Consider the following 23,861-nt stretch of genomic DNA (forward strand, 5'->3'; position numbering starts at 1 on the left):
GCGGCGCTTACAGAAAAGCTAGTCTTTCATTTTCAGCGCATGGATAAAAGCTTGCTTAGCGGGATTTCGACCTTGCCGAACGGACGCATGCGCTTTTTGCCTTCTTTCTGCTTTTGGCGCGGTTAATCTTTCATCTTCAGCGCGTGGATAAAAGCTTGCTTAGCGGGATTTCGACCTTGCCGAACTGGCGCATGCGCTTTTTGCCTTCTTTCTGCTTTTGGCGCGGTTAATCTTTCATCTTCAGCGCGTGGATAAAAGCCTCTTGCGGGATTTCCACTTTGCCGAACTGGCGCATGCGCTTTTTGCCTTCTTTCTGCTTTTCCAGCAATTTGCGCTTGCGCGTCACATCGCCGCCATAGCATTTGGCGGTCACATCTTTGCGCAAAGCGCGGATTGTCTCGCGCGCAATCACCTTGCCGCCAATCGCCGCCTGAATGGGGATTTGAAACATATGCTGCGGAATAAGCTCTTTCAGCTTTTCACACATAGAGCGGCCGCGCTTTTCTGCCGCGCTGCGGTGCACCAGCACGGACAGCGCATCAACCGCCTCGCCATTAACCAGAATCGACATTTTTACCAGATCACCCTTTTGATAATCAGTGAGCTGATAATCAAAAGAAGCATAGCCTTTGGAAATGGATTTTAGCCGGTCATAAAAATCAAACACCACTTCATTAAGCGGCAAATCATAAGAAACCATAGCGCGGCTGCCGACATAAGATAAATCGACCTGAATGCCGCGGCGCTCCTGGCATAATTTTAAAATATTGCCCAAATATTCGTCCGGCGTGAGGATAGAAGCGCGAATCCACGGCTCTTCAATCGCCGTGATTTTCATAATATCCGGCATGTCGGCCGGGTTATGCAGCTCTTTTACCGTGCCATCGAGCATATGCAGGCGGTAAACCACCGAAGGCGCGGTGGCGATAAGATCGAGATTAAACTCCCGCTCCAGCCGCTCCTGAATAATTTCCAAATGCAGCAGCCCCAAAAAACCGCAGCGAAAGCCGAAGCCTAAAGCGGCTGAAGTTTCCATTTCAAAAGAGAAACTGGCATCATTGAGCCGCAATTTGCCCATGGCGGCGCGCAAATCTTCAAAATCTGCCGCGTCAACCGGGAACAGGCCGCAAAAAACCACCGGTTGCGCCGGCTTGAAGCCGGGCAGCGGCGCGGCACAGGGGTTTTTATCTTCGGTTATGGTGTCACCCACCCGCGTATCGGCCACTTCTTTGATGGAAGCGGTAATAAAGCCGATTTCACCCGGGCCAAGCTCTTCCATTGCGACCATTTTGGGGGTAAAAACGCCCACCCGCTCAACCGGATATTTGGCGCCGGTGCCCATCATGCGGATTGTCTGGCCTTTTTTCAACCGGCCGTCAATAATGCGCACCAGCACAATCACGCCGAGATAGGCATCATACCAGCTATCAACCAGCATGGCTTTGAGCGGTTTATGGCTGTCACCTTCACGCGGCGGCGGCAAATTTTGCACAATCGCTTCCAGCACTTTATCAATGCCCAAACCGGTTTTGGCTGAAATTTCTACTGCATCTGCCGTATCAATGCCGATAACATCTTCTATCTGCTTTTTTATGCGCTCCGGTTCGGCGGCCGGCAGGTCAATTTTATTCAGCACCACCACCAGCTCATGGTTATTGTCTATGGCCTGATAGACATTGGCCAGAGTTTGCGCTTCCACCCCTTGTGAGGCATCGACCACCAGCAATGAGCCTTCACACGCGGCCAATGAGCGTGAGACTTCATAGGCAAAATCAACATGGCCGGGTGTATCCATCAGGTTTAAAATGTAAGTCTGCCCGTCTTTGGCGGTATAATGCAGCCGCACGGTCTGGGCTTTAATAGTAATGCCGCGCTCGCGCTCAATATCCATGGAATCGAGCACCTGCTCCTTCATCTCCCGCATATCAAGCCCGCCTGTCATTTGGATAAGGCGATCCGCCAGCGTGGATTTGCCATGATCAATATGGGCGATAATAGAAAAATTGCGGATAGTTTTGAGATTGATTGTCATAAAAACCGGTTTAGCAGTAATATCGGATATGGCCAAGAGCTGCCGGTGCAGATTCCTGTATTTTCTTGAATCCGGGGCAAGTTTTACGGCAGCTCTGGCGGCAGATACAGGCGAAAATATTTCTACCGGGGCAGATGCAAGGATTCAGGCTGTGATTTGGCTTTGTAAGCCGCATTTTTCATAAATTTACCGCAATTTTGTAAAAAATCGCATCTGTTCCTTGTTTTGTTGCCTTCCCCGGCGTAAAAGACGGGCGCGGGTAATGTGCCTGTTATATATTGGGGCGGTATCGCCTTTATTGCGGCAATTAAATTGGCAGAATATTTGGAATCACAGGGAAACGGAAACGGTGAGGCTATGGTAAATTTCGGCAGAATTTTCGCAGGGCTTTTGGCAGCGGCGGCTATTGCGGTTTTTGGCAATGCAGCCTGGGCGCAGGCGCCGGCACCAACAAAATTGAACCAATATGATTATTGGGGCGCCTATTCTTATAAAGCTGAAGGCAAGGTGGTGTGTTATATTCTTTCCACGCCGACAAAACAAGAGCCGGCCAGTGTCAAACATGGTGATAATTTCTTTTTGATAAGCAGGCGTAATGGCGGCAAACTTTCTTTTGAGCCGCAATTTATGGCGGGCTATGATTTAAAACCGCAATCTCAGGTGGTGGCGACTGTCGGGGCGAAGAGTTTTAATCTGTTTACCAAAGGCAATGCCGCCTGGGTGGAAGGTGAAAAACAGGAAAGTGCCCTGCTGGCAGCCATGCGTTCCGGCAGTGTGATGGAAGTCAAGGCTGTCTCCAAACGCGGCACAGAGACTTTTTATACATATTCGCTGAAAGGTATTGGCGCGGCCTTGAAATCGGTGCAGAAATGTAAATAAGCTGCCCAGGCCGGGAGAGCAGAGTGTGACATAAGGGGAGTGCGGCCGGTTTACAAATAGAGAAATGTGATATGTCTGATGAGCTGTTTTTTGCCGCAGCGGCAAGCGAGCCTGGTGCTGCGGTAAAGGGTGCGGGTTTTTTGGAGCCATTATGCTCCGCTGCGGCGGAGCATAATGCGGCGGAGAGGAATAAGCCTTCTCTTATCGGCCGCACAAGAGAAGAGCTGGCTCAGGCTTTGACGGTGATTGGGGTGCCGCAACAACAGAGAAAAATGCGGGTGGCGCAATTATGGCATTGGCTTTATGTGCGCGGTGTTTCTTCTTTCGCCAATATGAGCAATCTTTCCCGTGATTTCCGGGGGCAACTGGCGCAGCATTTTACCATTATGCGGCCTGAAATTGTGGCTGAGCAGCGCTCTGAAGACGGCACGCGCAAATGGCTGCTGCGTTTCCCCGCGCGCGGGGCAGGGCGGCCGGTTGAGGCAGAGACTGTCTATATACCGGAAGAAGGGCGCGGCACTTTATGTGTTTCCAGCCAGGTAGGCTGCACTTTGACCTGTTCTTTTTGCCATACGGGCACGCAAAGACTGGTGCGCAATTTGACAGCAGAAGAAATTCTGGCGCAATTTTTGGTGGCAAAAGATTGCCTTGGTGATTTTGTCGATGAGGCGGGGCTGAATAGCGTGCGCGCCGGACGGGAAGAAATCGCTAAAATACGGGCGCCGGCTGAAAGGCAGGCGCAAAGGCCGGTCGCTGTGCCTGCCGATGAGGCTGAGATAAGCGAAAAGGCAATTTTGCCGGCGGCAACAGGGCGTAAAATCACCAATATAGTGATGATGGGCATGGGCGAGCCGCTTTATAATTTTGAGGCGGTAAAAAAGGCTTTGCTGATTGCTTCAGACGGTGAAGGCCTGTCGCTTTCCCGGCGGCGCATAACGCTTTCTACTTCCGGTGTCGTGCCCGGCATTTATCGCACCGGGGCGGAGCTGGGGGTTATGCTGGCTGTTTCTCTGCATGCTGTTAATGATGAATTGCGCAATATGCTGGTGCCGATTAACAAAAAATACCCGCTGGCGGAATTGATGGCGGCCTGCCGCAATTATCCCGGTGTTTCCAATGCGCGGCGGATTACTTTTGAATATGTTATGCTGCGCGATGTTAATGACAGTGTGAGTGAGGCCAAAAAACTGGTGCAATTACTCAAGGGTATTCCAGCAAAAATCAATCTTATCCCGTTTAATCCTTGGCCGGGGACGAATTATCAGTGCTCTGACTGGCGGCAAATAGAGCTGTTTGCCGATATTTTGAATAAAGCGGGCTATTCCTCCCCCATTCGGGCGCCGCGCGGGCGTGATATTATGGCCGCTTGCGGGCAATTAAAATCAGTCTCTGAGCGCCTGAAAAAGCTGGAGCGCGAAGCTTTGGAAGCCGGCCAAGGCGGGCGCTTTGCCCGCTAGCGGAGCGGCTTGAGCTGCCGGCGCAGATTTCAGCTTTGGGAATGTCTGTATTGTTTACACATAGTTCTGGAATAAGTGGGGAGATGAGGGAATTTGCAGAGAAGTGTGGAATTTTCCAAAGAAATCAGGAGACTATTGAAATTGGGGGACGGGAATCAAGGGGTAATGGCGAGCAAATTTTGACACGCGATTTTGCCAGATGGGAGTGATTGGGTGGAAATAAGCCGAGTGATGCGTGAACCTTCAAAAAGGCTTTGAAATTGCCCTTATGCTTATTGGCACGGCGTTAAGAGTATTTATGGACTATCGCACAAGCGGGACTACCAGCCTTGGCGGCATTGTCTGGTATGATACACTGCTTATCTATCTCCCCGCCGTTTTATTATTTTCAATCATTCGGGGTTATGAAATGGGGCAGAAAGCCTGTGCAATAGCAGGTGTTCTTTCTGCTGCGGCTTATTCTCTTTATCTCTGGCACTTGATGATTGTTCATTGTGCTGTCTGGCTCAAAAGCAAGCAAACAGTTCCGCAAGCCGTGCTTGATGCCGGTGCTGTTATTGCCGCCTTTGGACTGGGAATAATTCTCTATAAGCTGCTTCACAAGAGCAAACTTAACCGGCCAGTGCGCGGATAAATATTGGCGTGCGGAATTTCTGCTCCTTTCAAAACGCTTTTGCAGACCCTTTGACTGACGCTTCAAAAGCTTGATTTTGACAGCGAAAAGATTCCAAAACCGCGTGTCAAAAATTCCAAAACCTTTTATCCGGCTACAGTCTGGCTATATTCAAGCCAGTCGTGATCTGCGCCGTGCGGTCTTACAGGCGTGTGCTTGTGAGGCCGGGTCAAGGTTTTATGAGGTAAATTTACCTGATAATAATACAGGAACCCGTTAAATTTCCTGTGGATAAGTGCCGGTAAAGCGGTGAAAAGGATAGGGTGGTGCCGGCATTTCAAGCCGCATATATTGCCTGTATTGCCCAAGCAAAATATCGGCACTATTTATATGCCGGCAGAATATGAGCCTCGGATAAGGAGTGTCAATTTTGTCATGCTGCCATAAAGAAGACACCTGAAACTGCGTGCCGAAAATTTCAGAGTTTTCGGCTCTATGTCATTATTGCAGCAATGTTGAGTAAGGTTGTGCCGGCCAGAGCGATAATTACCGCCTTAAGGCAGGCTGTTTGACGGGCTGGCCCGGATAAGACGGCGGCAGCACCGGCAAAAGCCAATCCGGTTATATGCGCGAGCGACAAAAAAGCAGCAAAGTCAGACGGGGGCAGTGCCGGCCAGGGCGATATAATGGACGGAAACTACCCGTTCATGCGGAAAATGCAGTTCTTTGGCCGGGTTGAATTGTTCCAGAACCAGGCCGCCGGCATTATGGCAGATAAATTTTTTAACATAGGCCAAAGGTATTTCGGTTTCATCGGTTGCAATCTGGGCGATAACATAATCTCCCTTTTTCACGCGCCGGGTTGGATCGACAAAAGCAATTTCGCCGTCTTCATAACGCGGATACATGGAATCACCGGAGATGGAGACAGCATAAGCGCCGGAAATTTCAGAAAGCTGCGGCGGGCATAAAACGCTATATAAGGTGCTGCCATTTATTGGAAATTCACCGTCTATGCCGCCGACTGCCTGCCCGTAAACAGGAAGCCGGCGCTCATTTAGAGAAAATTTTTTGCCAATAAGCGCATTGGGAATATGTTCTGTTGCCGCCTCTTCCCCCTGAAACAAATCATAAGAAGGGTAAGGTGAGGGAGAAATAGGGGGGGAAGGCCCGTCACTTTCATGAAAACCGTCATAGCCCGGCTGTAACCCGGGCAATGTGACTATACGGGGAGATTTTTGCCGGTGCATGCGTCTTGCCCCCGGTTTCAAAATGGGCAAATCTCTATTATTTTCAGGAGGCTGCCGCTCCGCATATATAGCGGAGACAGCAGCAGGCTCAGCCGGAGGAAAATATCGGGGAGCAGGTTCAGGCAGTATATTGGCGGCAGGAAGGGATAATTCTTCCTCTCCTGCGCCGGTCATTAACCAGGCCGGGTTTGTTTCCAGCACTTCGGCAATTTTTTCCAGCGTATCAATGCGCGGTGAGCTGGATTTGTTCTGCCTGATATTGCGCAAAAATGAATCACTCAAACCGGCTTCCAGCGAGGCGCGGCGCTCTGATTTTCCTAGCTTATCGAGGCGCGATTTTATCCGCTGTGCCAAAGTTGATTTTATCGAATTTATTTTCATGTGAGGTATAATAACCGTATTATGAGAGGAAGGCGATCAATTTTTATGCCTTATATCTTGTGGACAAAAAATCAACCAAGGTAATTTTACCCAATATCAAGGTAAAATTACCTTGATATTTTTGCCTGGAATAATTTAACTGGGCTGAAACAGCAGTGAGTCGTTCGTCATTTAAAGGGTGCGGGATTTTTAAAAAGAGAGGTGAGAGCAGATTTTGTTAAATGGCCGTTAGCAGCGATTATGACAGCAGGGATAATGGGAGTTTAAAGACATGAAATTATTTGGTTCGGATTTTCGGATAGAGAAAAAGGCTGTAAGAAAAAAACAGGCGCGTTGTGCCTTGCAAACAGCAATAATGGGCGGTGATAATATTGCAAACGGCCTGGCGGCGCTGAAAAGCGGCGCTTTGCGGAATAATCCGTCCGCCAGAGAATTGGGGGCGGAGGGAAAAAAGACAGGTGAAAAACGGGCGCGCCGCGGCCGGCCGCGGCTGGAGGGCAGACTGCGTGAGCCGAATGGCCGTATTTCCCGGGCGCTTAATCCGCCCTCGCTGCTGGCTTTGCAGGCGCGGGCCTTTCATAGCGGCTTGAGCCTGGAGCAGGCTAAAGATCCGCGCGCCGAGACATATTTGGGGCGTCTGGCCATTTTTGGCCGCAGTGACGGTTTAAGCTGGGATCAATATGAAGCGGGGCAGAAATTTTTGCAGTTACGCAATGATTATCAAAGATCATTGCTTTCTCCCGGCGCTTATTATGAGGCGACAGGCATACGACTGGGAGAAGATAATATGGCGGAATATGAGGCTTGGGCTTTGCGGGTTAAAAAGCGCTATGCAAAGGTTTTGAAAGCCGTGCAGGAGGCGCAGATTGATAATGGGCGGGAAAATCTTTATGCCGCTTTGCAATATGTGATTATTGACGGGTTGGAGCTGCCTTATTTATTGGGCGCCGTGCGTCTGGTACTGAATGTTCTGCACCGTTATTTCAGGTATAGTGCTGTAGCTGAAGAACAGGGCAAGCGGGCGGACAGGCATGGAATATCGCTGGCCGGGCTGGGGATCGCCCATAAAATTCCGCAATAAAGGCACCGGGCAGAAAACAAAAGACACTATCGGGGGCAGGCATAACTGCCCCCTGAATTGGGGCGCAATCGGCCGGAAAACAGGCGGATTATTGTCACATTGTCTATTATCAAGCGAATCTGTTATTGGGCAAGACGGCGGCGCTCCAGCACTTTGCGCCGCAATCTGGCCACGCGCCGCGCCCGTAATCTGGGTGAAGAATTGCGGATCATCGGCCATAAAATAACCGGCATGGTGAAAACATGGAACATCAGGAAAATAATAACCTGGCCGACAAGGCGGCCGGTTTTGCCTCTGCCTTTGGCGCGCAGAATGCACCAGGGAATACCGGCCAGAGCAAAAACCAGTATGGCCCAGAGAGCCAGAATACAACATAGGCCGAGAAAAGCGCCGAAATTGCCGAATTGCAAAAAGAAATGCAGCCGGTAGTGGTGAATAATTGTGTTGGAGACACCCATCAGGCCGATAAACAAGGCACCGTAAACAAAGAGAACAAACAAAGAGATAAAAACCAGCGGCGCGGCCATGCCGGAGGGTTTGAATTCTGTATCTGTGGCGTAATGTGTCATATAAACCAGGCCTTTGACGATTATTAACGGCTCATTTTTTGTTAGATAGCCTGAAAAGGCAATAATATTACCACGCCGCGCAATAATATTACCGCGCCGCCCGGCGCAAGCCCTGCAACCGCGTTCCCCCCGCTTCAGGCCGGGCAGGAATTATTGCCGGCCTGACGGCATGCGTTTGCAACATGGGCAGCGGCCGTTTTTGCCTATATCTAATTATCAACTTCGGTCTTCGGCTCGGCGGCGGCTTTTTCTCCCCCTTTGGCGATGCCCACTTGCGCGGCGCGCAAAACGCGATCACCAATAATATAGCCCGGCTGCAATTCCTGATTTACACTATTATGCGGCACAGATTTATCTTCTGTTTCAAACATTGCCTGGTGCAAATGCGGGTCAAATTTTTGCCCCAAAGTTTCAATTTTGCGCACGCCATGATTTTGCAGAGCCGCTATCATGGCGCGTTCGGTCATTTCTACCCCCTCAGTAAGGGATTGCAAACGCGCATCTTCTGCGCCCGCCGGGGCTTTTGGCACGGCGCTTAAAGCCCGCCCCAGATTATCGGCGACAGAAAGCATGTCGCGGGCAAAAGACGAAACGGCATAGGCTTTGGCATCGGCAATATCGCGCGCTGTCCGCCGGCGCAGATTTTCCATATCGGCAGCCAGACGCATAAGCTTATCTTTCAGCTCAGTATTTTCCGCATTAAGTTTTTCAATAACCTCAGCGGGAGAAGGAATCTGCTCTTCTTCCCCGCTCGCTATTGCGGCCTCATCACTTTGCTCTGCCGCATAAATATCGGCTTCATCATTTTCGGGATTGTGTTCGGCGCCGTGAACGGGTTTTGTGTCGGACATGATTTTTCCATTGATTCTGGTTTTTTATTTGAGGGCGATTACCCCGATATTGAGATTTTTAAGGCGAAAATCAAGAGCCGCGGCGGCAAGAGGCAGAATTTTTCTGCTGCCGGCAGAAAACGGCCGGGCGGCAGAGTTTTGCCGAAAGCAGGCTCTGGGCTTTTGCTTTGAATTTGCCTAAGCAGGTTAATTAGGCTAAAACAGCGCCGTAAGCAAGAAGGCCATGCTGTAGTGAGGAAGAGGAAAATTGATGCGTCTGTCCAAACGTGCCGATAATGAAATGCGAAAAGTTTCTTTTGAATGCGGGGTCAATAAATATGCCGAAGGTTCCTGTCTGGTGAAATTTGGCGATACGCATGTTTTATGCACAGCCAGTGTGGAAGAGCGGCTGCCTGTCTGGCTGCGCAATGGCGGCAAAGGCTGGATAAGCGCTGAATATGGCATGCTGCCGCGCTCAACCGGTGACAGAATGCGGCGTGAAGCAGCGGCCGGCCGGCAAAGCGGGCGAACAATGGAAATCCAGCGCCTGATTGGCCGCTCATTGCGGGCGGTTGTTGATTTGAAGCTGTTGGGTGAGCGGCAGATTATGCTGGATTGTGATGTTTTGCAGGCTGATGGCGGCACCCGCACGGCAGCCATAAGCGGTGCCTGGCTGGCGCTTTATGAGTGCCTTGGCTGGATGCAGGGCCGGCAAATGCTGCTGCGCGATAAAGTGCTGAAAGATCATGTGGCGGCGGTTTCCTGCGGTATTGTGCGCGGCCATGCTGTGCTGGATCTGGATTATGCCGAAGATTCTGCTGCGCATATTGACGCCAATTTTGTGATGACCGGCCAGGGCAATTTTGTGGAAATTCAGGGAACAGGGGAGGAAGCGCCGTTTAGCGCTGAACAATTTGGGCAATTACAGGCGCTGGCGCAAAAAGGCGTGGAAGAGATTATTGCTCTGCAAAAAGCAGCTTTTGCCTGAGACAGGCGGCATGAGTGGAACAGGCCAGAGGAAAATAATGCGCAGGCTGGAAGGTAAGAAACTTGTAATTGCTACGCATAATGCGGGGAAATTACGCGAATTTGATGATTTAATGGCGCCTTTCGGCTTTGAAACTATGTCGGCGGGGCAGCTTGGTTTGGCTATACCGGCAGAAACCGGCCGCCGGTTTGCAGAAAATGCCTATATTAAAGCTTTTGCCGCGGCTCAGGCCAGCGGTCTGCCGGCTTTGGCTGATGATTCCGGCCTGGAGGTTGATGCCCTTGGCGGTGCGCCGGGGGTTTATACTGCTGATTGGGCTGAACAGGCAGATGGCCGCCGCGATTTTGCCAAAGCCATGCAAAAAGTGGAAGACAGGCTGCAAAAAGCCCTGGCTGATAAAGCCGAGGTGCCGGCGCGGCCTGGCGCACGGCCGGCGGGGATAAAAAATGATATGTCAGATGAAAGGCCGCGCGCTCCGGCAGAAAACGGCACTGAAACTGGCGATATAGAGGCCGGTGCGCCGCGGGCACTGATAAAAAATGAAGCGGCGGCGCGCAGCGGCCGGTTTGTTGCCGTTTTGTGCCTGGCCTGGCCGGACGGCCATGCGGAATATTTTCGTGGGGCAGTGGAGGGCCGGCTGGTCTGGCCGCCGCGCGGTGAACAGGGTTTCGGCTTTGATCCCATATTCCAGCCGGAGGGTTATAGCAAAACTTTTGGCGAAATGACGGCTTTGGCAAAACATGGCTGGAAACCGTGGGACAAAGAGGCGCTTTCGCACCGCGCCCGCGCCTTTAAAGCTTTTGCCGAAACTATGCTGAAATAATGTGTAAGCCACCGGAAAGCCGGTGAAACAGCCATGATGACGGATAAGCCGGAGGCTGTACCTTTCGGTATTTATATTCACTGGCCGGGGGGCAATGACAGGAAAGCCGGGGAGCTTTCCGCCTGTGCATTGCGGCGGTTAAGAAACAAAAAGGTATTTGAGACGGTTGGCTATGGCAGTTGAGCAGGAGGCGGCGCCTTTCGGTATTTATATTCACTGGCCTTTTTGTGCGGCAAAATGCCCTTATTGTGATTTTAACAGCCATGTGCGCCGTCATGCTGTTGATGAGCCGCGTTTTGTCGCAGCTTTTGCCCGTGAAATGGCCATTATGCGGGAGCGGGTGGGGCGCCGTTCTGTTTCCAGTATATTTTTTGGCGGCGGCACGCCGTCTCTCATGCAGCCGCAAACTGTGGCTGCCCTGCTGGATAAAATCGCCGCTTTATGGCCGGTGGCGGCGGAAGTGGAAATTACGCTGGAGGCTAATCCGTCTTCAGTGGAAGCAGAGCGGTTTAAAGCCTATCGCGCTGCCGGGGTCAATCGTTTGTCGCTTGGGGTGCAGGCGCTTGATGATATGGAATTGCAGCGTTTGGGGCGGCTGCATAATGTGCGCCAGGCGCTGGCGGCGATAGAGCTGGCGCGCGCCGCTTTCCCCCGTTTGTCCTTTGACCTGATTTATGCTCGCCCGGGGCAAACAGAACAGGCCTGGAAACAGGAGCTGAACCGGGCGATTGATTTGGCGGCCGATCATCTTTCTCTCTATCAGTTAACGATTGAAGACGGCACTGTGTTTCAAAAGCTTTATCAGGCCGGGCGGCTGAAATTGCCGTCTGATGCGATAGCGGCGCGGCTTTATGCCGCAACGCAGGAAGTTGCGGCCGGGCGCGGCTTGCCGGCTTATGAAATTTCCAATCATGCGGTGCCGGGTTGTGAAGCGCGCCATAATTTGCTTTATTGGCGCTATCAGGATTATATTGGCCTTGGTGCCGGTGCCCATGGCCGTTTTTATGAGACCGGGCGGCTGAATGAAACGGGAAATAGCGGCGCTGTGCCGCGGCGCATTGCGACAATGGCAGAAAAAAATCCCGAGCGCTGGCTGGAGCGGGTGGAAAAGCGCGGCACCGGCATAGTGGAAGAAGAATATTTAACCGCGGCAGAACAGGCTGATGAAATGCTGCTCATGGGGTTGCGGCTCTCTGGCGGGCTGGATATGCAGCATTATGAGGCTGTGGCCGGCCGGCCTCTGGCGCAGGAAAAGCTGGCCGATTTACAAAGCCTTGGTCTGGTGGAAATACGCGGCAATTATTTTTTGTGTGCTACGGCCAAAGGGCGCCTTGTCTTGAATCGTATTATCACAGAGCTGGCGGCCGATAAATAATGCGGCCGAGGAGTGCCGGCAGGTTTTGCCGCGCGCATAACTGCTTGGCAAAAGCAGCAACACGCGCTAGAATAAAAGCACAGAGGGTAGAAAATCATTGAGCGGAGCAAGACCCATGCTGGAGCCAGAAATCTACCAGAAACCGCGATTAGTAACTGTTTTTGGCGGCACGGGTTTTATCGGCCGCCATGTGGTGGAAAATTTGACCGGACGCGGTTATCGCGTGCGTATTGCTGTGCGCTGCCCGGAAAAAGCCTATTATATGCTGCAAATCGGTGATGTTGGGCAAACGCAAATGGTGAGAACCGATATTGGCGATAAAGCCGCAATCGCCCGGGCGCTGGCGGGGGCCGATGCTGCTGTTTATTTGCCGGGTGCGTTTTATGCTCAAGGCAAAAATAATTTGCGCAAATTGCATGTGGAAGGGGCGGAAAATGTGGCGCAAGCTGCCGCCGCTGCCAAAATAAAGCTTGTTCATATTTCGGCCCTCAGTGCTGCCTTGGGAAGTAAAACGACCTGGTTGCGCAGCAAGGCGCAGGGGGAAGAGCGGGTGCAGGCTGCTTGTAAAAAGGCCGTTATTTTACGGCCGGCGCCGGTTTTTGGCGCGGAAGACCGTTTTTTTAACCGTTTTGCCAACTGGGCGCGCTTTACCCCGTTTATGCCGCTTTTTGGCGGCGGGGCAGCAAAGTTCCAGCCTGTTTATGTGGGCGATGTGGCGGAAATGATTGCCCGCTGTGTTGACGGTCTTGTGCCGCAGGGGAAGATTTATGAGCTGGGCGGCCGGGAGATTTTGACTTTCCGCGCTTTAATGGAAGAAATATTGCGCATTATTCGCCGCCGCCGTTCTTTTATTACTGTGCCGGTGCCGCTTGGCCTGTTATGGGGCAGTCTGTGCGGGCTTTTGGGCAGGCTGCCTTTGGTGCCGGTAATAGCGACAGCGGGGCAAATCCGCATGCTGGGTTACGATAGTGTGGTGTCAAGCGCTGCCCGGCAGGAAAGGCGCACATTGGAAGGGGCGGGTATCAGCCCGCGCGGCCTTGATGTGATTTTGCCTGCTTATTTATGGCGGTTCCGCGTGCATGGCCAGTTTTCGCGGGCACTGAGCTAGGGTTTCATGCTTTGCCCGGCCGGCGCAAGCGATAAATATGATGAAAATCCCGGCCGGCGGGAAATATTGTGACAGGCAGATAAAATGAGGGATTGCCAAATCAATGTTAGCTGATGCTGCCGCTGTAATAAGCATATTTTTGCTGGTGCCGTTGATTATCGCCTTTTTTGCCGTGCGTGCCTATAAACAGCAGGCGCGGCGTGAGCGGGAGGAAGAGCTGGCAAAGCAGCCGCATATAAAAGCTGATGCCGGCACTGGGGCGGCGGCAGAAGAGCGGTGAGCCACAGGGGTTATTATGTGACATATAGTGCTGGAATAAGCGGGGGAATGCGGGGTTTTGCGGGGGAATTAAAATTTTTCAAATAAATCGGGGAGTTATTGAAAATTTGGGGAACGAAAACCAGTGGCGGCGGGGAAGATTTTGACACGCGATTTTGACAAACGGGCGTAATCCGGTGAAAATCGGCCTCGTCAGGTACAGATCTTCAAAGAGGCTTTGAAAGCGCCGCTGCTGCTTTTAAAAATGCTTCGATAGCCCGGTAATATGCGGGTGTATAGGCGGATAATAAAGAAGCGGATTATTCCTCCCCTTTCAAAACGCTTTTGAAGGCGTTTTGTCTCTGCTTTAAAAGCTTGATTCTGACGGTAGAAAATTCCAGAACCTTTTTCCGACTACAGGCGTTTGCGGCAGCAAAAAGGCCGCGCCGAGGAGGGAGCGCGGCCTATGGGGAAATCAACCGGAAGGAGAAAGATTGTTTTCCCCGTATTGTCTGGCGGCAGGACAGTGCTGCCGGCAAAAATCGGCGTAATGCGTAATACATATAAGGCTTTTGTGCCGGCCGGCAAGCAGGAGATGAAATTCGCCTGTTTTGCCGCGCCGCTTTGCCCGGCAGGGGGTGCCGGCGGCCTTTAATATAAAGCAGACAAAGGCCTATACTCCCGGCAGGGGCGATTTGGCCTGGAATATTGCCGACGGTTATTGTAAAGTGACGGTTTCCAGCTCATGCTCCTGCGCGCCGGCCAGAGCATGCGCCCTCACATCGGAAAGCACAATCGGATCGCCGGCGGCGCCAAACAGGCCCCAAACCTCAATGCCTGGGGTCATTGGCGGCAAATCGGGGAATTTTTGTGCCAGATCATCTGTCCGCACGCGCTTTAAATAGGCAACGCGCCCTTCGCCTAATTGAGCAAATTCCAGATCGGTCAATATAAATTCAGACATTGCCATAGTGAATCTCCTCCGCCGGTAATCTTTCCCCGTTTAGACCTTATCGCCCGGCGCGTCTGACGGAGTTTACCCAGAACAGGGGCAATTCGCCGCGCCGCCGCTTTGCCGGAAAACCTCATATTTGCCGTTCTATGCGGCAAAATTATGCCCGCAGCTCGAGGCACAAGCCCCAAAAAAGGGTAAAGAAAACAGTTTCGGCCTCAGTCTGCATATGAATCGTCTGTTTCATATGGTAATAGACTGTTCAGGAATCAAGCTTGCCGGCAAAATTACTCAGGCGACATTTTTCCTCTCTGTGGGCGGGGTGCACTATGTGGTTTTGTCAAGCCGGCGGCGATTGCGCCTTGAGTGAGCCGCAAAAGGGCAGAATTTATATAGATTCTGCCGCCAGGGCAATAATGCTGCCGGTAATGAATGCGTGTGATAAATTATGACTGAGGCGTTAAAAACAAAGACAAAACTGCAACCGGCGAAGGCAGGGGCGGCCGCGGCCGGCCCGGCGGTAAAGAAGGCCGGAACAGTGCCGGGCTGCCTTTATAATGCGGCAGAGATAGAAGAGATTTTTCGCCGGTTTAAGGCGGCTAATCCGGCGCCGAAAAGCGAGCTGCATTATCGCAATGCCTATACGCTGCTGGTGGCGGTCGTGCTTTCTGCCCAGGCGACAGATTCGGGAGTTAATCGCGCCAGTTCTGCTTTGTTTGCGCAAGCCGATACACCGGAAAAAATGCTGGCGCTGGGAGAAGAAAAAATCGGCCGTTTTATCAAGACTATTGGTCTGTGGCGTAACAAGGCCAAAAATATTATTGCTTTGTCGCAAATCCTGGTCGCAAAATTTGCCGGTTCTGTGCCCGACACGCGGGAAGAGCTGATGACTCTGCCGGGAGTTGGGCGCAAAACAGCCAATGTGGTGCTGAATGTGGTATTTGACCGGCCGACAATGGCCGTGGATACGCATATATTCCGCCTGGGCAACCGCCTGGGGCTGGCTTGCGGCGCAACGCCTGAGGCGGTGGAGCAGAATTTGCTGAAAATTATTCCGCCCGCCTATCTTGATCAGGCGCATCACTGGCTTATTTTACACGGCCGTTATATTTGCAAGGCACGCAAACCGCTTTGCGAAAAATGTATTATTGCGGATTTATGCAAGGCGCCGGCAAAGACAAATTCTATCCCCGCAACTCTGGCGCAATATCGCGCTGCCCAGGGGCTGTAAGGCACGGCAAACGGCCCGCTTTAATAGCGGATTTCGACAATGACAATATCTGAATACAAGCCGGCAGGCACATTGCCTTGATTGGGAACCAGCCGGGCGTAAACCGGAGTTTCCACAGTCTGATTATTGGAAGTGCTTGTGACAATGCCGTCTGTATTCCATTTATTATTCCATAAAGTGTCTACACCGTTTTCCCGGTGATATAAATTATAATCGACAAGAGAAGTTCCGCATTTGTCGGTATTCGTACATTTCATGGAACGCTGATTCTCCCCTTTGGAATTATTGCCAAGGCTCAGGCCGATTTGGTAATCTGTCGGATCAGAGCATTTAACCTGAATTGCTCCCTTTGCCTCCGGCACATTATCCAGGCTTGCCGATTTGCCGAAATTTATGCCGGTCACAACCAGGGAACAGGATTTTTCCACATTGGCGGTCACTAAAAAAGTGCTCTGTGTGACCAATGTTCCCGGCACGCCTGATCCTCCTTTTTTGCACATAAGCTTTTTGGTTTCATCGTCCATGCCATTATTATAGCGGCTGCTATAATTCCAGTAGACTGAAGCAGTAAACCTGTTGCTATAGAGGCCTGTTCTCAGATCCTGCCCGCCGGGGCGACCGAGCACGGCATCGAAAGGCTGGGCTATCTGGCGTGTGGGGGCGCGGCTGTCACCGGGCAGAGTGCCGATTATCGGCTCGCCATAGCCTTCCGGTTCATTTACCGCGCCGCCAAATATAGAACCGGCGCAGGAAAGGCTGCCGCCGCAGATAAATTGAAAAGAGATAAAACGATCTTGCGGATTGACGCCGGTGAAATCAAGAGTTCGCTCCGGGTTCCCTGTCGCACCGATTGGCGGCACGCTTTGCAGGGAAATACAGTAATGGGTAGGGTCGGTTATGGAATAGCAATCCAGCGTCATTGTAAAGGCTTGTGTAAGGCCGTCTATGCGCAGAGGGTCAATTTTGCCGAAATTGACGGTATTGGGAATAATCCGGCAATGATGGGCAGACGCCTCTTCTCCTCCAACGAATAAAAGCATTATAAAGCAATAGTTTATGTTTCTGACAAAAAAGAACAACAGGTTTTCCTCTTATAGCTCAAATAATGTGCCATTATAAAACAGTTCTCCCATATATGATAATTTTTATAAAAATCAAATATTTTCTTGACTGGATTTGCCAAAAAAAACGGCAATGGGGATTTTGTAAAAAGCAAAGCTGGAATTTTTATGGGATCAGGTTTAAAAGCCTGTGACAGACAGGGTCGGATCCGGTGCGAGAAGCAATGGCCTTTGCCTGTAATGAGGAGGACCGCCCATGCAGGTAAAATTTCTGGAAACTCCATTAGGAGAAATGCGCGCCGGCGCCGATAATAGCGCTTTGTATTTTTTGCATTTTGCCGACACTGTCAACAAATATGCCGAAACAGTGCTGCGCCCAGCCAGCCATGCCGATGGCGCTAATGGAGAAAATGCTGTTCTCTCACTGCTGGAGGCAGAATTGCAGGCCTATTTTGCCGGCGGCAGCGCTGCTTTCAGCGTGAAACTGCATATAAAGGCGCACAAACCTTTCCGGCAGGCGGCCTGGGCGGCCTTACGCACTATTCCACCGGCGGAAACGCGCTCTTATAGCGAGCAGGCGGCCTTAATGGGTTTGCCCGGCAATTTTGTGCGCGCCGTGGCGGCGGCCAATGCCGGAAACCCGTTTCCGCTTGTTTTGCCCTGCCACAGGGTGATTGCCGCCAATGGCAGCCTTTCAGGCTATCATGGCGGTATATGGCGCAAACAGGCGCTGCTGGCGCATGAAAAACGCTATTTTGCCGCTTAAAGGGCTAAAATCAGCCGGAAAGCGTAGCTTAAATGCGGTTCCGGCGCTTGCTTTTTACCGGGAGCGCCCTTATAAAGGCGGCCATGCGGTTGTTCGGGCCAAGGCATGCCCGGCAGCTTAAGCGCTTGAATATATGAGGAGAGCAAAATGCCCAAGATGAAGACCAAATCATCGGCCAAAAAGCGGTTTAAAATTACCGCTAACGGCAAGGTCAAGGTTGCGGCCGCCGGCAAGCGCCATGGCATGATTAAAAGAAGCAATAAATTTATCCGTGATGCACGCGGCACAATGGTGCTGGCAGATCAGGACGCCAAAAAGGTAAAAGATTTTTATCTGCCCAATGGCTGAGTATTTATGTGTTTGATCAAGGTATAAATTGCGTAATTTCAGGAGAATCATGACATGGCACGTGTGAAAAGAGGCGTTACCGCCCATGCCAGACATAAAAAAGTTTTAAAACAGGCGGAGGGTTTTTACGGTCGCCGCAAAAATACCATACGCGCCGCCAAAGCGGCGGTAGATCGTTCCAGGCAATATGCTTATCGCGATCGTAAAAACCGCAAACGCAGTTTCCGCGCTTTGTGGATACAGCGCATCAATGCGGCTGTCCGGCTGGAAGGGCTGACTTACGGCCGTTTTATTGACGGTCTGACCAAAGCCGGTATTGAAGTGGATCGTAAAGTGCTGGCCGATATGGCGGTGCATGAGCCGGCGGCTTTGTCTGCTCTTATTGCCGCGGCCAAAAAAGCGCTTGCCTATTTGCAGGAAACAATGCCTCATGCTTTTGAAGCTGCGGTAAAGCCGGAAAAATAAGCTGTTTGCTTTTTTGTCTTTGATTGCTCTTATTGCTCAGGGCTAAAACTTGTCCAGAGCTAAAAGCAGGGCTGTGCCGGTGCAGTGATATTTTAAGGCCGCGGCTGTAATTTAGCCGCGGTTTTTTGTGCGCAACCGCTTGTCAGGCCGGCTAAGGGGGCATGAAAGGCAGATTTTCTGCTTGCTCTCCGGCGCTAGAATTTGTAATTTCGGCAAAGAGAAAACCGGCATTTGCCGGCTTAAGCTGTTTTGGGCGGTAAGCGTAATGGCAGGTTTTGCGGCAGGGGGCGAAAATATAAAAAACCGTGCCGTGCCGGGTGTCGGGGGAGATTTTGCCATAAGTGAGAGCGGCTCTGTTCGCTTTATTAAAGCCAGTATGAAAAACGGCCGGCGCGTTTGTGTGAAATATCCGCTTGATAAAAAGCGGGGGGCAAAACAACGTTTGCGCAAAATACTGTCTGCCCTTACCATGCAGCCTTTTTTGCAGCCCTTGCCTTTTATCCCCGCGGCGGAGAAAAATTTGCTGGAAATTGCCAAATTGCGCGATTTTGCTGCGGCTGATCTGGCTGTGCCTGAAATTTTGGCGGTGCAGGACGGCTTTAGTATTTTTGCCGATACCGGCAAGACGATTGCCGAAATTTTGAAAGAATTGCGGCAGCGTGATACAATATTGCATGACAGGCTGCTGATCCGCTGTGCTGAGTGTCTGGGGCAGGTGCATAGCGCCGGTTTGTGCCATGGGCGGCCGGATTTGCGCGATATGTTTCTGGCTGAGCGCGGTGTCGGGTTTGCCGGCTTTCGGGAATATCCTGAGCGGTTTATGCCCATGGCGGCGGCGCAAGTGCGCGATATTTGGTTATTGCTGATTGTGATAGCTGCCAAAGCAGTTGATAAGGATTTTGTTCTGGCGGCGGCTTTCAGAGCCTGGCGGCGGCAGGCGGGGCTGGAGACATTGGAAACGCTCCAGGCGGGCGCGCGTTTTTTCCGCCTGGTGTTAAAGCCTTATAAGCTTGTTTCACCGCTTATAATGGGCAAAAAGCGGCAGAGCCGGCTGCGGGTGCTGCAATTTTTAGTTTCAAATCTGGGTGTATAGGCAAAATAATGAGCAGGATACAAGAGCTGGAGCAGGATATAGCAGCAGCCCTGGCGCGTGCCGCGACCATAGAAGATATTGATTTAGTGCGGGTTTATGCTTTGGGCAAAAAAGGCCGCATTGCCGGTTTACTGAAAAGCCTTGGCGCAATGTCGGCGCTTGAACGGCAGCAAAACGGCCCGGTATTTAATGGTCTGAAAATGCGGGTGCAGGAGGCGATTGAGGCAAAACGGGCGGAAGTAAAGGCGGCTTTATTGGCCAAAAGGCTGGAGACAGAGCGGGTAGATGTGACCCTGCCCGTGCGGTTAAGCCCGATTGAGCAGGGGCGTATTCACCCGATTTCACAAATTATGGCCGAAGTGGCGGCCATATTTGCCGATATGGGTTTCAGCCTTGCCGAAGGGCCGGATATTGAAACGGATTATTATAATTTTACGGCGCTGAATTTCCCGGAAGGGCACCCGGCGCGGGAAATGCACGACAGTTTTTTTATGCAAAACAGCGGCGAGGGAGGTGCGGGGCAAAAGGCAGATAAAGCGGCCGGTATAAGTGACGCGGCGGCTGATAAAGGCCGCGATGCGCGCGGTGCAAAGCCGGGCGGCGGCAGTTTGGCGGCAGCCCGGCCGGTTGAGGGTGTAAGTGAGGAGAAACCGGGCAGCGGCGCGGTGCATACTGGCGAGACAGTAACAAGGCTGTTGCGCACCCATACTTCGCCGGTGCAGATCCGCACAATGGAAAAGGTAAAGCCGCCGCTGCGTATTATTATTCCGGGCCGGACTTACCGCATGGATTCTGATGCCACGCATTCCCCCATGTTTCACCAGTTAGAAGGGCTGGTTATCGATAAAGGAGCCAATATTGCCAATATGATGTGGGTGCTGGAGCGTTTTTGCGCCTTGTTTTTTGAAGTGCCGGCGGTCAAAATGCGGTTTCGGCCGTCTTTTTTCCCTTTTACTGAGCCGTCAATGGAAGTGGATATTCAATGTGATCGCTCTGGCGCGGAAATAAAATTCGGCCAGGGGCGGGATTGGCTGGAAATTTTAGGCTGCGGCATGGTGCACCCTAATATATTGCGCGCAGGCCTGCTTGATCCGGAGGAATATCAAGGTTTTGCCTGGGGTATGGGCCTGGATCGGCTGGCTATGCTGAAATATGGCATGCCGGATTTGCGCGCTTTTTTTGAGGCAGACTGGCGCTGGCTGCAACATTATGGTTTTCGTCCGCTGGATATGGCCTGACCTGTTGTCGGCAGACGCGCTGCCGGGCAAGTGGGTATTTAATGTGAAAAAAACGGCACAGGCCGGTGCTGCTGCGCTCTGCTGATGAGCGCTTGGCGTAAACTGCGCGGCTGATGAGGTTTGGAAATGAAAGTACCATTATCCTGGTTAAAGGAATATTTGCAGACAGATAAAAGCCTGACTGAGCTTACTGATAAATTGACCGCTATCGGCCTTGAGGTAGAAGGGGTGGACGAAGGCGCATTATATAGTGCTTTTATCGTGGCCAAAGTGGTGAGCGCAGCAAAACACCCTAATGCTGATAAATTGCAGATTTTGCAGGTCGATGCCGGCGGCGGCGCGCTTGTGCAAATTGTCTGCGGCGCGCCTAATGCGCGCGCCGGGCTGGTTGGGGTGCTGGCAAAGCCGGGCACTTATATTCCCGGCCTGGATATAGTGCTGAATGTCGGCACAATTCGCGGAGTAGAGAGCTTTGGCATGATGTGTTCCGAGCGCGAATTGCTGCTTTCGGACGAACATAATGGTATTATTGATTTGGGTGAAGAGGCTTTGTGTGACGGCAAGGCGAAAATCGGCATGTCTTTTGCCGAATATGCCGGGCTTGATGACCCGGTTATTGATATTGCTCTGACCCCGAATCGGGCGGATTGCGCCTCTGTTTACGGCATTGCCCGCGATTTGGCCGCAAGCGGTATGGGCAAATTGCAGGCGCTGAAAATCCCCGCTTTGAAGCCGGCCAAAAAAGCTTTGAGCGTGCCGGTGCAGGTGGAAGATACGGAAATCTGCTCGGGTTTTGCCGCTATTCGGATAGAGGGGCTGGTTAATCGCCCGGCGCCGGATTGGCTGCAAAAGCGTTTGCGCGCTATTGGTATTGCCCCCAAAAATGCTCTGGTGGATATAAGCAATTATTTCACCTTTGCTTATGGGCGGCCTTTGCATGTTTTTGATGCTGACAAGGTGGAAGGCAGCCTGCATGTGCGCCGCGCGGCAAAGGGTGAGAAATTTGCGGCTCTGAACGGCAGGACGTATGATTTGCCGGCAGGCTGTGCCGTTATTGCCGATAATAGCGGTGTGATTGCGCTGGCGGGGATAATGGGCGGCGCCACAACCGGCTGCGATGACAGGACGCAGGCTGTCATTGTGGAATCGGCTTTATGGAATTCGTTACTTATTGCGCGCGCCGGGCGCAAATTGAGCCTTGTCAGCGATGCCCGTTATCGTTTTGAGCGCGGTGTTGACCCGGAATTTATGTTGCCCGGGCTGGAACTGGCGGCGGCGCAGATTATGGATTTATGCGGCACGGCACAGAGCAAAACCGGCGCTTTAACCGTGGCGGCGGTTAAAGCCTTGCCGGCGCGGGAAATTGCCTTTCCGCTAGCTGAAATTACGCGTTTGACCGGCCTGACTGTGCCCGCAAATGCGGTGAAGAAAATTTTAACGGCATTAGGGTTCAAGCTGCGTGCGTGCTCCGCCGGGAGCTGCGCCGACTGGCAGGTGACCGTGCCTTCATGGCGCGGCGATATAGAGGGCAAGGCCGATTTGGTGGAAGAAGTTTTGCGCCTTTACGGTGTTGATAAAATTGTGCCGCAAGCCTTGCCGCCTTTGGCCGGCGACCAGGAAAGCCGCGCTATTGTAACGCCGGTCGAGCGCCGCAGCCGGCTGGCGCGCCGGGCGCTTTCGGCGCGCGCTATGAGCGAGGCGGTAACTTATGCTTTTATTTCGGCAGAGGCGGCGACACTTTTCGGCGGCGGTGCGGCGGCGTTGAAACTGGCAAATCCGATTGCGGCGACCTTGTCGGATATGCGGCCGTCACTGCTGCCGAATTTGCTGGCAGCGGCCAAACGCAACAGCGATCGCGGGCTGAATGATATTGCTTTGTTTGAGGTGGCGGATATTTATCACAGCGTTGAAGAAGCAGGGCAAAGACGCATGGCGGCAGCGGTGCGCACGGGCACGGCGGGGCTGCTGGGCGCCGGCCGCATGTGGAATGGCGTGAGCTCGCCGGTAGAGTGTTTCGATGCCAAGGCTGACGCGCTGGCGGTTTTGGCGGCGTTTGGCCTGACTGCCGATAAAATACAGATAGAGCGCGGTGCGGCGCCTTGGTATCACCCCGGGCGATCGGGCACAATTCAACTGGGGCCGAAAAATATTTTGGGCTGGTTTGGCGAATTTCACCCTGAAATAACAGAATTTTTTGGTTTGGATAAAGCGGGGAAACAAGCGCTTTGCGGTTTTGAACTGTTTCTGGACGCAGTGCCTGAGCCGCGGCAAAAAGCCGGTAAAACCAGGCCGCATTTGGCTCTTTCCCCTTTCCAGCAGGTTTGGCGTGATTTTTCCTTTATTGTTGATGAGAGTGTCTCAGCTGCGGCTATTATGCGCGCCGCTGCCGGGGCGGATAAAAAATTGATTAGCCATGTGCAGATTTTTGATGTCTTTGCCGGTGAGAGCCTTGGCGCCGGCAAAAAGGCAGTGGGGGTTGAAGTGGCAATTCAACCGCGCGAGCGCAGCTTGACAGATGAGGAATTAGAGGCTTTAAGCGCAAAACTGATTGCCAATGTGCTGAAATCTACCGGCGGCAGCCTGCGGTGAAATGGGGAGAGGCGTTTTTTCTGATGCCGTCCGGGCAAAGCAGAGAGACGAAACGGAGAGCCTTTTAACATGATAATCCGATCCTATGATACTGCCGGAGCGCGTTGCCGGCCTCTGCCTGTGAGAGCAGACCATAGCTATAAGGGCGGCTTTGACCCGGTTAGCGCCCGCGCTGCCGGTAAAAACTACGCCTTTATAAAGTCGGCCGGCTTACGAAAGGGGGATTTTGCGCCCTGTCGCTGGCTGGAAAGCGCGGGGCAGAGCCTTTGCCGCCGCACACAAGGCATAATTCTGGGAAAATGGCTTTTGAGCCGATGCAGAGGCGTTTTATGAGCAAAAGACAGTATGGGGATTATCACAATAAGCTGTTGACAGGAGATAGCGAAACACTATCTTCCCAGCCAGCCAGCCAGCCAGCCAGCCAGCCAGCCAGCCAGCCAGCCAGCCAGCCAGCCAGCCAGCCAGCCAGCCAGC

At 52.3% G+C, this 23,861-nt stretch carries 23 protein-coding genes and 2 pseudogenes; 18 read left to right on the plus strand and 7 right to left on the minus strand.

Annotated features, from left to right (window positions below; all coding sequences use genetic code 11):
* Nucleotides 1–226 precede the first annotated feature (226 nt).
* Complete coding sequence (gene lepA / locus DPQ22_RS03445) at nt 227–2,032, minus strand: translation elongation factor 4 (protein WP_150213188.1); 1,806 nt, start codon at nt 2,030–2,032, stop codon at nt 227–229.
* A gap of 375 nt (nt 2,033–2,407) precedes the next feature.
* Between lepA and DPQ22_RS03450 the strand changes: the two genes are divergently transcribed.
* The 3 genes from DPQ22_RS03450 (at nt 2,408) to DPQ22_RS03460 (ending at nt 5,002) form a co-directional block, all read left to right on the plus strand.
* The gene (locus tag DPQ22_RS03450) at nt 2,408–2,911 is read left to right on the plus strand and encodes an invasion associated locus B family protein (RefSeq protein WP_425305140.1); all 504 of its coding nucleotides are present in this window, start codon (nt 2,408–2,410) and stop codon (nt 2,909–2,911) included.
* A 71-nt stretch (nt 2,912–2,982) separates the two neighbouring features.
* Nucleotides 2,983–4,368: a 23S rRNA (adenine(2503)-C(2))-methyltransferase RlmN gene (gene rlmN, locus DPQ22_RS03455; protein WP_150213189.1), complete on the plus strand. Its 1,386-nt coding sequence runs from the start codon at nt 2,983–2,985 to the stop codon at nt 4,366–4,368.
* Between the two features lie 235 nt (nt 4,369–4,603).
* Nucleotides 4,604–5,002, plus strand: a complete 399-nt coding sequence (locus DPQ22_RS03460; protein ID WP_150213190.1) for a hypothetical protein — start codon at nt 4,604–4,606, stop codon at nt 5,000–5,002.
* Nucleotides 5,003–5,634: 632 nt separating this feature from the next.
* Here DPQ22_RS03460 and DPQ22_RS09420 read toward each other — a convergent pair.
* Nucleotides 5,635–6,072 (minus strand): annotated as a pseudogene (locus tag DPQ22_RS09420) (S24 family peptidase); the annotation flags it as partial.
* A 327-nt stretch (nt 6,073–6,399) separates the two neighbouring features.
* A pseudogene (locus tag DPQ22_RS09425) lies at nt 6,400–6,612 on the minus strand (helix-turn-helix domain-containing protein); the annotation flags it as partial.
* A 271-nt stretch (nt 6,613–6,883) separates the two neighbouring features.
* On the opposite strand from DPQ22_RS09425, the gene DPQ22_RS03470 reads away from it, so the two are divergent.
* A complete protein-coding gene (locus tag DPQ22_RS03470) occupies nt 6,884–7,693 on the plus strand; it encodes a hypothetical protein (RefSeq protein WP_190323128.1) in 810 nt (269 codons plus the stop codon).
* Between the two features lie 122 nt (nt 7,694–7,815).
* Here the strand turns inward: DPQ22_RS03470 and DPQ22_RS03475 are convergent, their stop codons facing one another.
* The gene (locus tag DPQ22_RS03475; protein ID WP_150213192.1) at nt 7,816–8,262 is read right to left on the minus strand and encodes a hypothetical protein; all 447 of its coding nucleotides are present in this window, start codon (nt 8,260–8,262) and stop codon (nt 7,816–7,818) included.
* Nucleotides 8,263–8,471: 209 nt separating this feature from the next.
* Nucleotides 8,472–9,113, minus strand: coding sequence for a nucleotide exchange factor GrpE (grpE, locus tag DPQ22_RS03480; RefSeq protein ID WP_150213193.1), 642 nt, complete (start codon nt 9,111–9,113; stop codon nt 8,472–8,474).
* Nucleotides 9,114–9,363: 250 nt separating this feature from the next.
* Here grpE and rph point away from each other — a divergent pair, with 250 nt between their 5' ends.
* From rph to DPQ22_RS03505, 6 genes are all read left to right on the plus strand, one after another.
* On the plus strand, nt 9,364–10,080 hold the full coding sequence (gene rph / locus DPQ22_RS03485; protein WP_150213194.1) for a ribonuclease PH: 717 nt from the start codon (nt 9,364–9,366) through the stop codon (nt 10,078–10,080).
* Nucleotides 10,081–10,117: 37 nt separating this feature from the next.
* On the plus strand, nt 10,118–10,903 hold the full coding sequence (locus tag DPQ22_RS09140) for a non-canonical purine NTP pyrophosphatase (RefSeq protein WP_246681458.1): 786 nt from the start codon (nt 10,118–10,120) through the stop codon (nt 10,901–10,903).
* 172 nt (nt 10,904–11,075) lie between these two features.
* Nucleotides 11,076–12,278 (plus strand): radical SAM family heme chaperone HemW, encoded by a 1,203-nt coding sequence (gene hemW, locus DPQ22_RS03495; RefSeq protein ID WP_150213195.1) that lies wholly within the window; start codon nt 11,076–11,078, stop codon nt 12,276–12,278.
* A gap of 115 nt (nt 12,279–12,393) precedes the next feature.
* Nucleotides 12,394–13,386 carry a complex I NDUFA9 subunit family protein gene (locus DPQ22_RS03500; RefSeq protein WP_150213196.1) on the plus strand — a complete coding sequence of 331 codons (993 nt, stop codon included), beginning with the start codon at nt 12,394–12,396 and terminating at the stop codon, nt 13,384–13,386.
* 103 nt (nt 13,387–13,489) lie between these two features.
* Nucleotides 13,490–13,666, plus strand: coding sequence for a hypothetical protein (locus DPQ22_RS08830; protein ID WP_190323129.1), 177 nt, complete (start codon nt 13,490–13,492; stop codon nt 13,664–13,666).
* A gap of 444 nt (nt 13,667–14,110) precedes the next feature.
* The gene (locus tag DPQ22_RS03505) at nt 14,111–14,299 is read left to right on the plus strand and encodes a hypothetical protein (protein WP_150213197.1); all 189 of its coding nucleotides are present in this window, start codon (nt 14,111–14,113) and stop codon (nt 14,297–14,299) included.
* Between the two features lie 63 nt (nt 14,300–14,362).
* Here DPQ22_RS03505 and DPQ22_RS03510 read toward each other — a convergent pair whose 3' ends face one another.
* Nucleotides 14,363–14,608, minus strand: coding sequence for a DUF1150 domain-containing protein (locus tag DPQ22_RS03510; RefSeq protein WP_150213211.1), 246 nt, complete (start codon nt 14,606–14,608; stop codon nt 14,363–14,365).
* A 317-nt stretch (nt 14,609–14,925) separates the two neighbouring features.
* Here DPQ22_RS03510 and DPQ22_RS09265 point away from each other — a divergent pair, with 317 nt between their 5' ends.
* Both DPQ22_RS09265 and nth read left to right on the plus strand, forming a co-directional pair.
* Nucleotides 14,926–15,048: a hypothetical protein gene (locus DPQ22_RS09265; protein WP_256371545.1), complete on the plus strand. Its 123-nt coding sequence runs from the start codon at nt 14,926–14,928 to the stop codon at nt 15,046–15,048.
* The gene (nth, locus tag DPQ22_RS03515; protein WP_150213198.1) at nt 15,045–15,827 is read left to right on the plus strand and encodes an endonuclease III; all 783 of its coding nucleotides are present in this window, start codon (nt 15,045–15,047) and stop codon (nt 15,825–15,827) included. The genes DPQ22_RS09265 and nth overlap by 4 nt, the downstream gene beginning before the upstream one ends.
* 20 nt (nt 15,828–15,847) lie before the next feature.
* Here nth and DPQ22_RS03520 read toward each other — a convergent pair whose 3' ends face one another.
* Nucleotides 15,848–16,867: a Csu type fimbrial protein gene (locus DPQ22_RS03520; RefSeq protein ID WP_150213199.1), complete on the minus strand. Its 1,020-nt coding sequence runs from the start codon at nt 16,865–16,867 to the stop codon at nt 15,848–15,850.
* A gap of 277 nt (nt 16,868–17,144) precedes the next feature.
* On the opposite strand from DPQ22_RS03520, the gene DPQ22_RS03525 reads away from it, so the two are divergent.
* From DPQ22_RS03525 to pheT, 6 genes are all read left to right on the plus strand, one after another.
* Nucleotides 17,145–17,654 (plus strand): methylated-DNA--[protein]-cysteine S-methyltransferase, encoded by a 510-nt coding sequence (locus tag DPQ22_RS03525; protein WP_150213200.1) that lies wholly within the window; start codon nt 17,145–17,147, stop codon nt 17,652–17,654.
* Nucleotides 17,655–17,801: 147 nt separating this feature from the next.
* The gene (gene rpmI, locus DPQ22_RS03530; protein ID WP_150213201.1) at nt 17,802–18,002 is read left to right on the plus strand and encodes a 50S ribosomal protein L35; all 201 of its coding nucleotides are present in this window, start codon (nt 17,802–17,804) and stop codon (nt 18,000–18,002) included.
* Between the two features lie 54 nt (nt 18,003–18,056).
* Nucleotides 18,057–18,467, plus strand: a complete 411-nt coding sequence (rplT, locus tag DPQ22_RS03535) for a 50S ribosomal protein L20 (RefSeq protein ID WP_150213202.1) — start codon at nt 18,057–18,059, stop codon at nt 18,465–18,467.
* Between the two features lie 265 nt (nt 18,468–18,732).
* Complete coding sequence (locus tag DPQ22_RS03540; protein ID WP_150213203.1) at nt 18,733–19,560, plus strand: hypothetical protein; 828 nt, start codon at nt 18,733–18,735, stop codon at nt 19,558–19,560.
* Nucleotides 19,561–19,568: 8 nt separating this feature from the next.
* Nucleotides 19,569–20,798: a phenylalanine--tRNA ligase subunit alpha gene (gene pheS / locus DPQ22_RS03545; RefSeq protein WP_150213204.1), complete on the plus strand. Its 1,230-nt coding sequence runs from the start codon at nt 19,569–19,571 to the stop codon at nt 20,796–20,798.
* A 126-nt stretch (nt 20,799–20,924) separates the two neighbouring features.
* The gene (pheT, locus tag DPQ22_RS03550) at nt 20,925–23,387 is read left to right on the plus strand and encodes a phenylalanine--tRNA ligase subunit beta (RefSeq protein ID WP_150213205.1); all 2,463 of its coding nucleotides are present in this window, start codon (nt 20,925–20,927) and stop codon (nt 23,385–23,387) included.
* The last annotated feature ends 474 nt before the right edge of the window (nt 23,388–23,861 follow it).

Origin of the sequence: Candidatus Tokpelaia sp., from assembly GCF_008636115.1 — a bacterium.
Taxonomy (GTDB): domain Bacteria; phylum Pseudomonadota; class Alphaproteobacteria; order Rhizobiales; family Rhizobiaceae; genus QLZD01.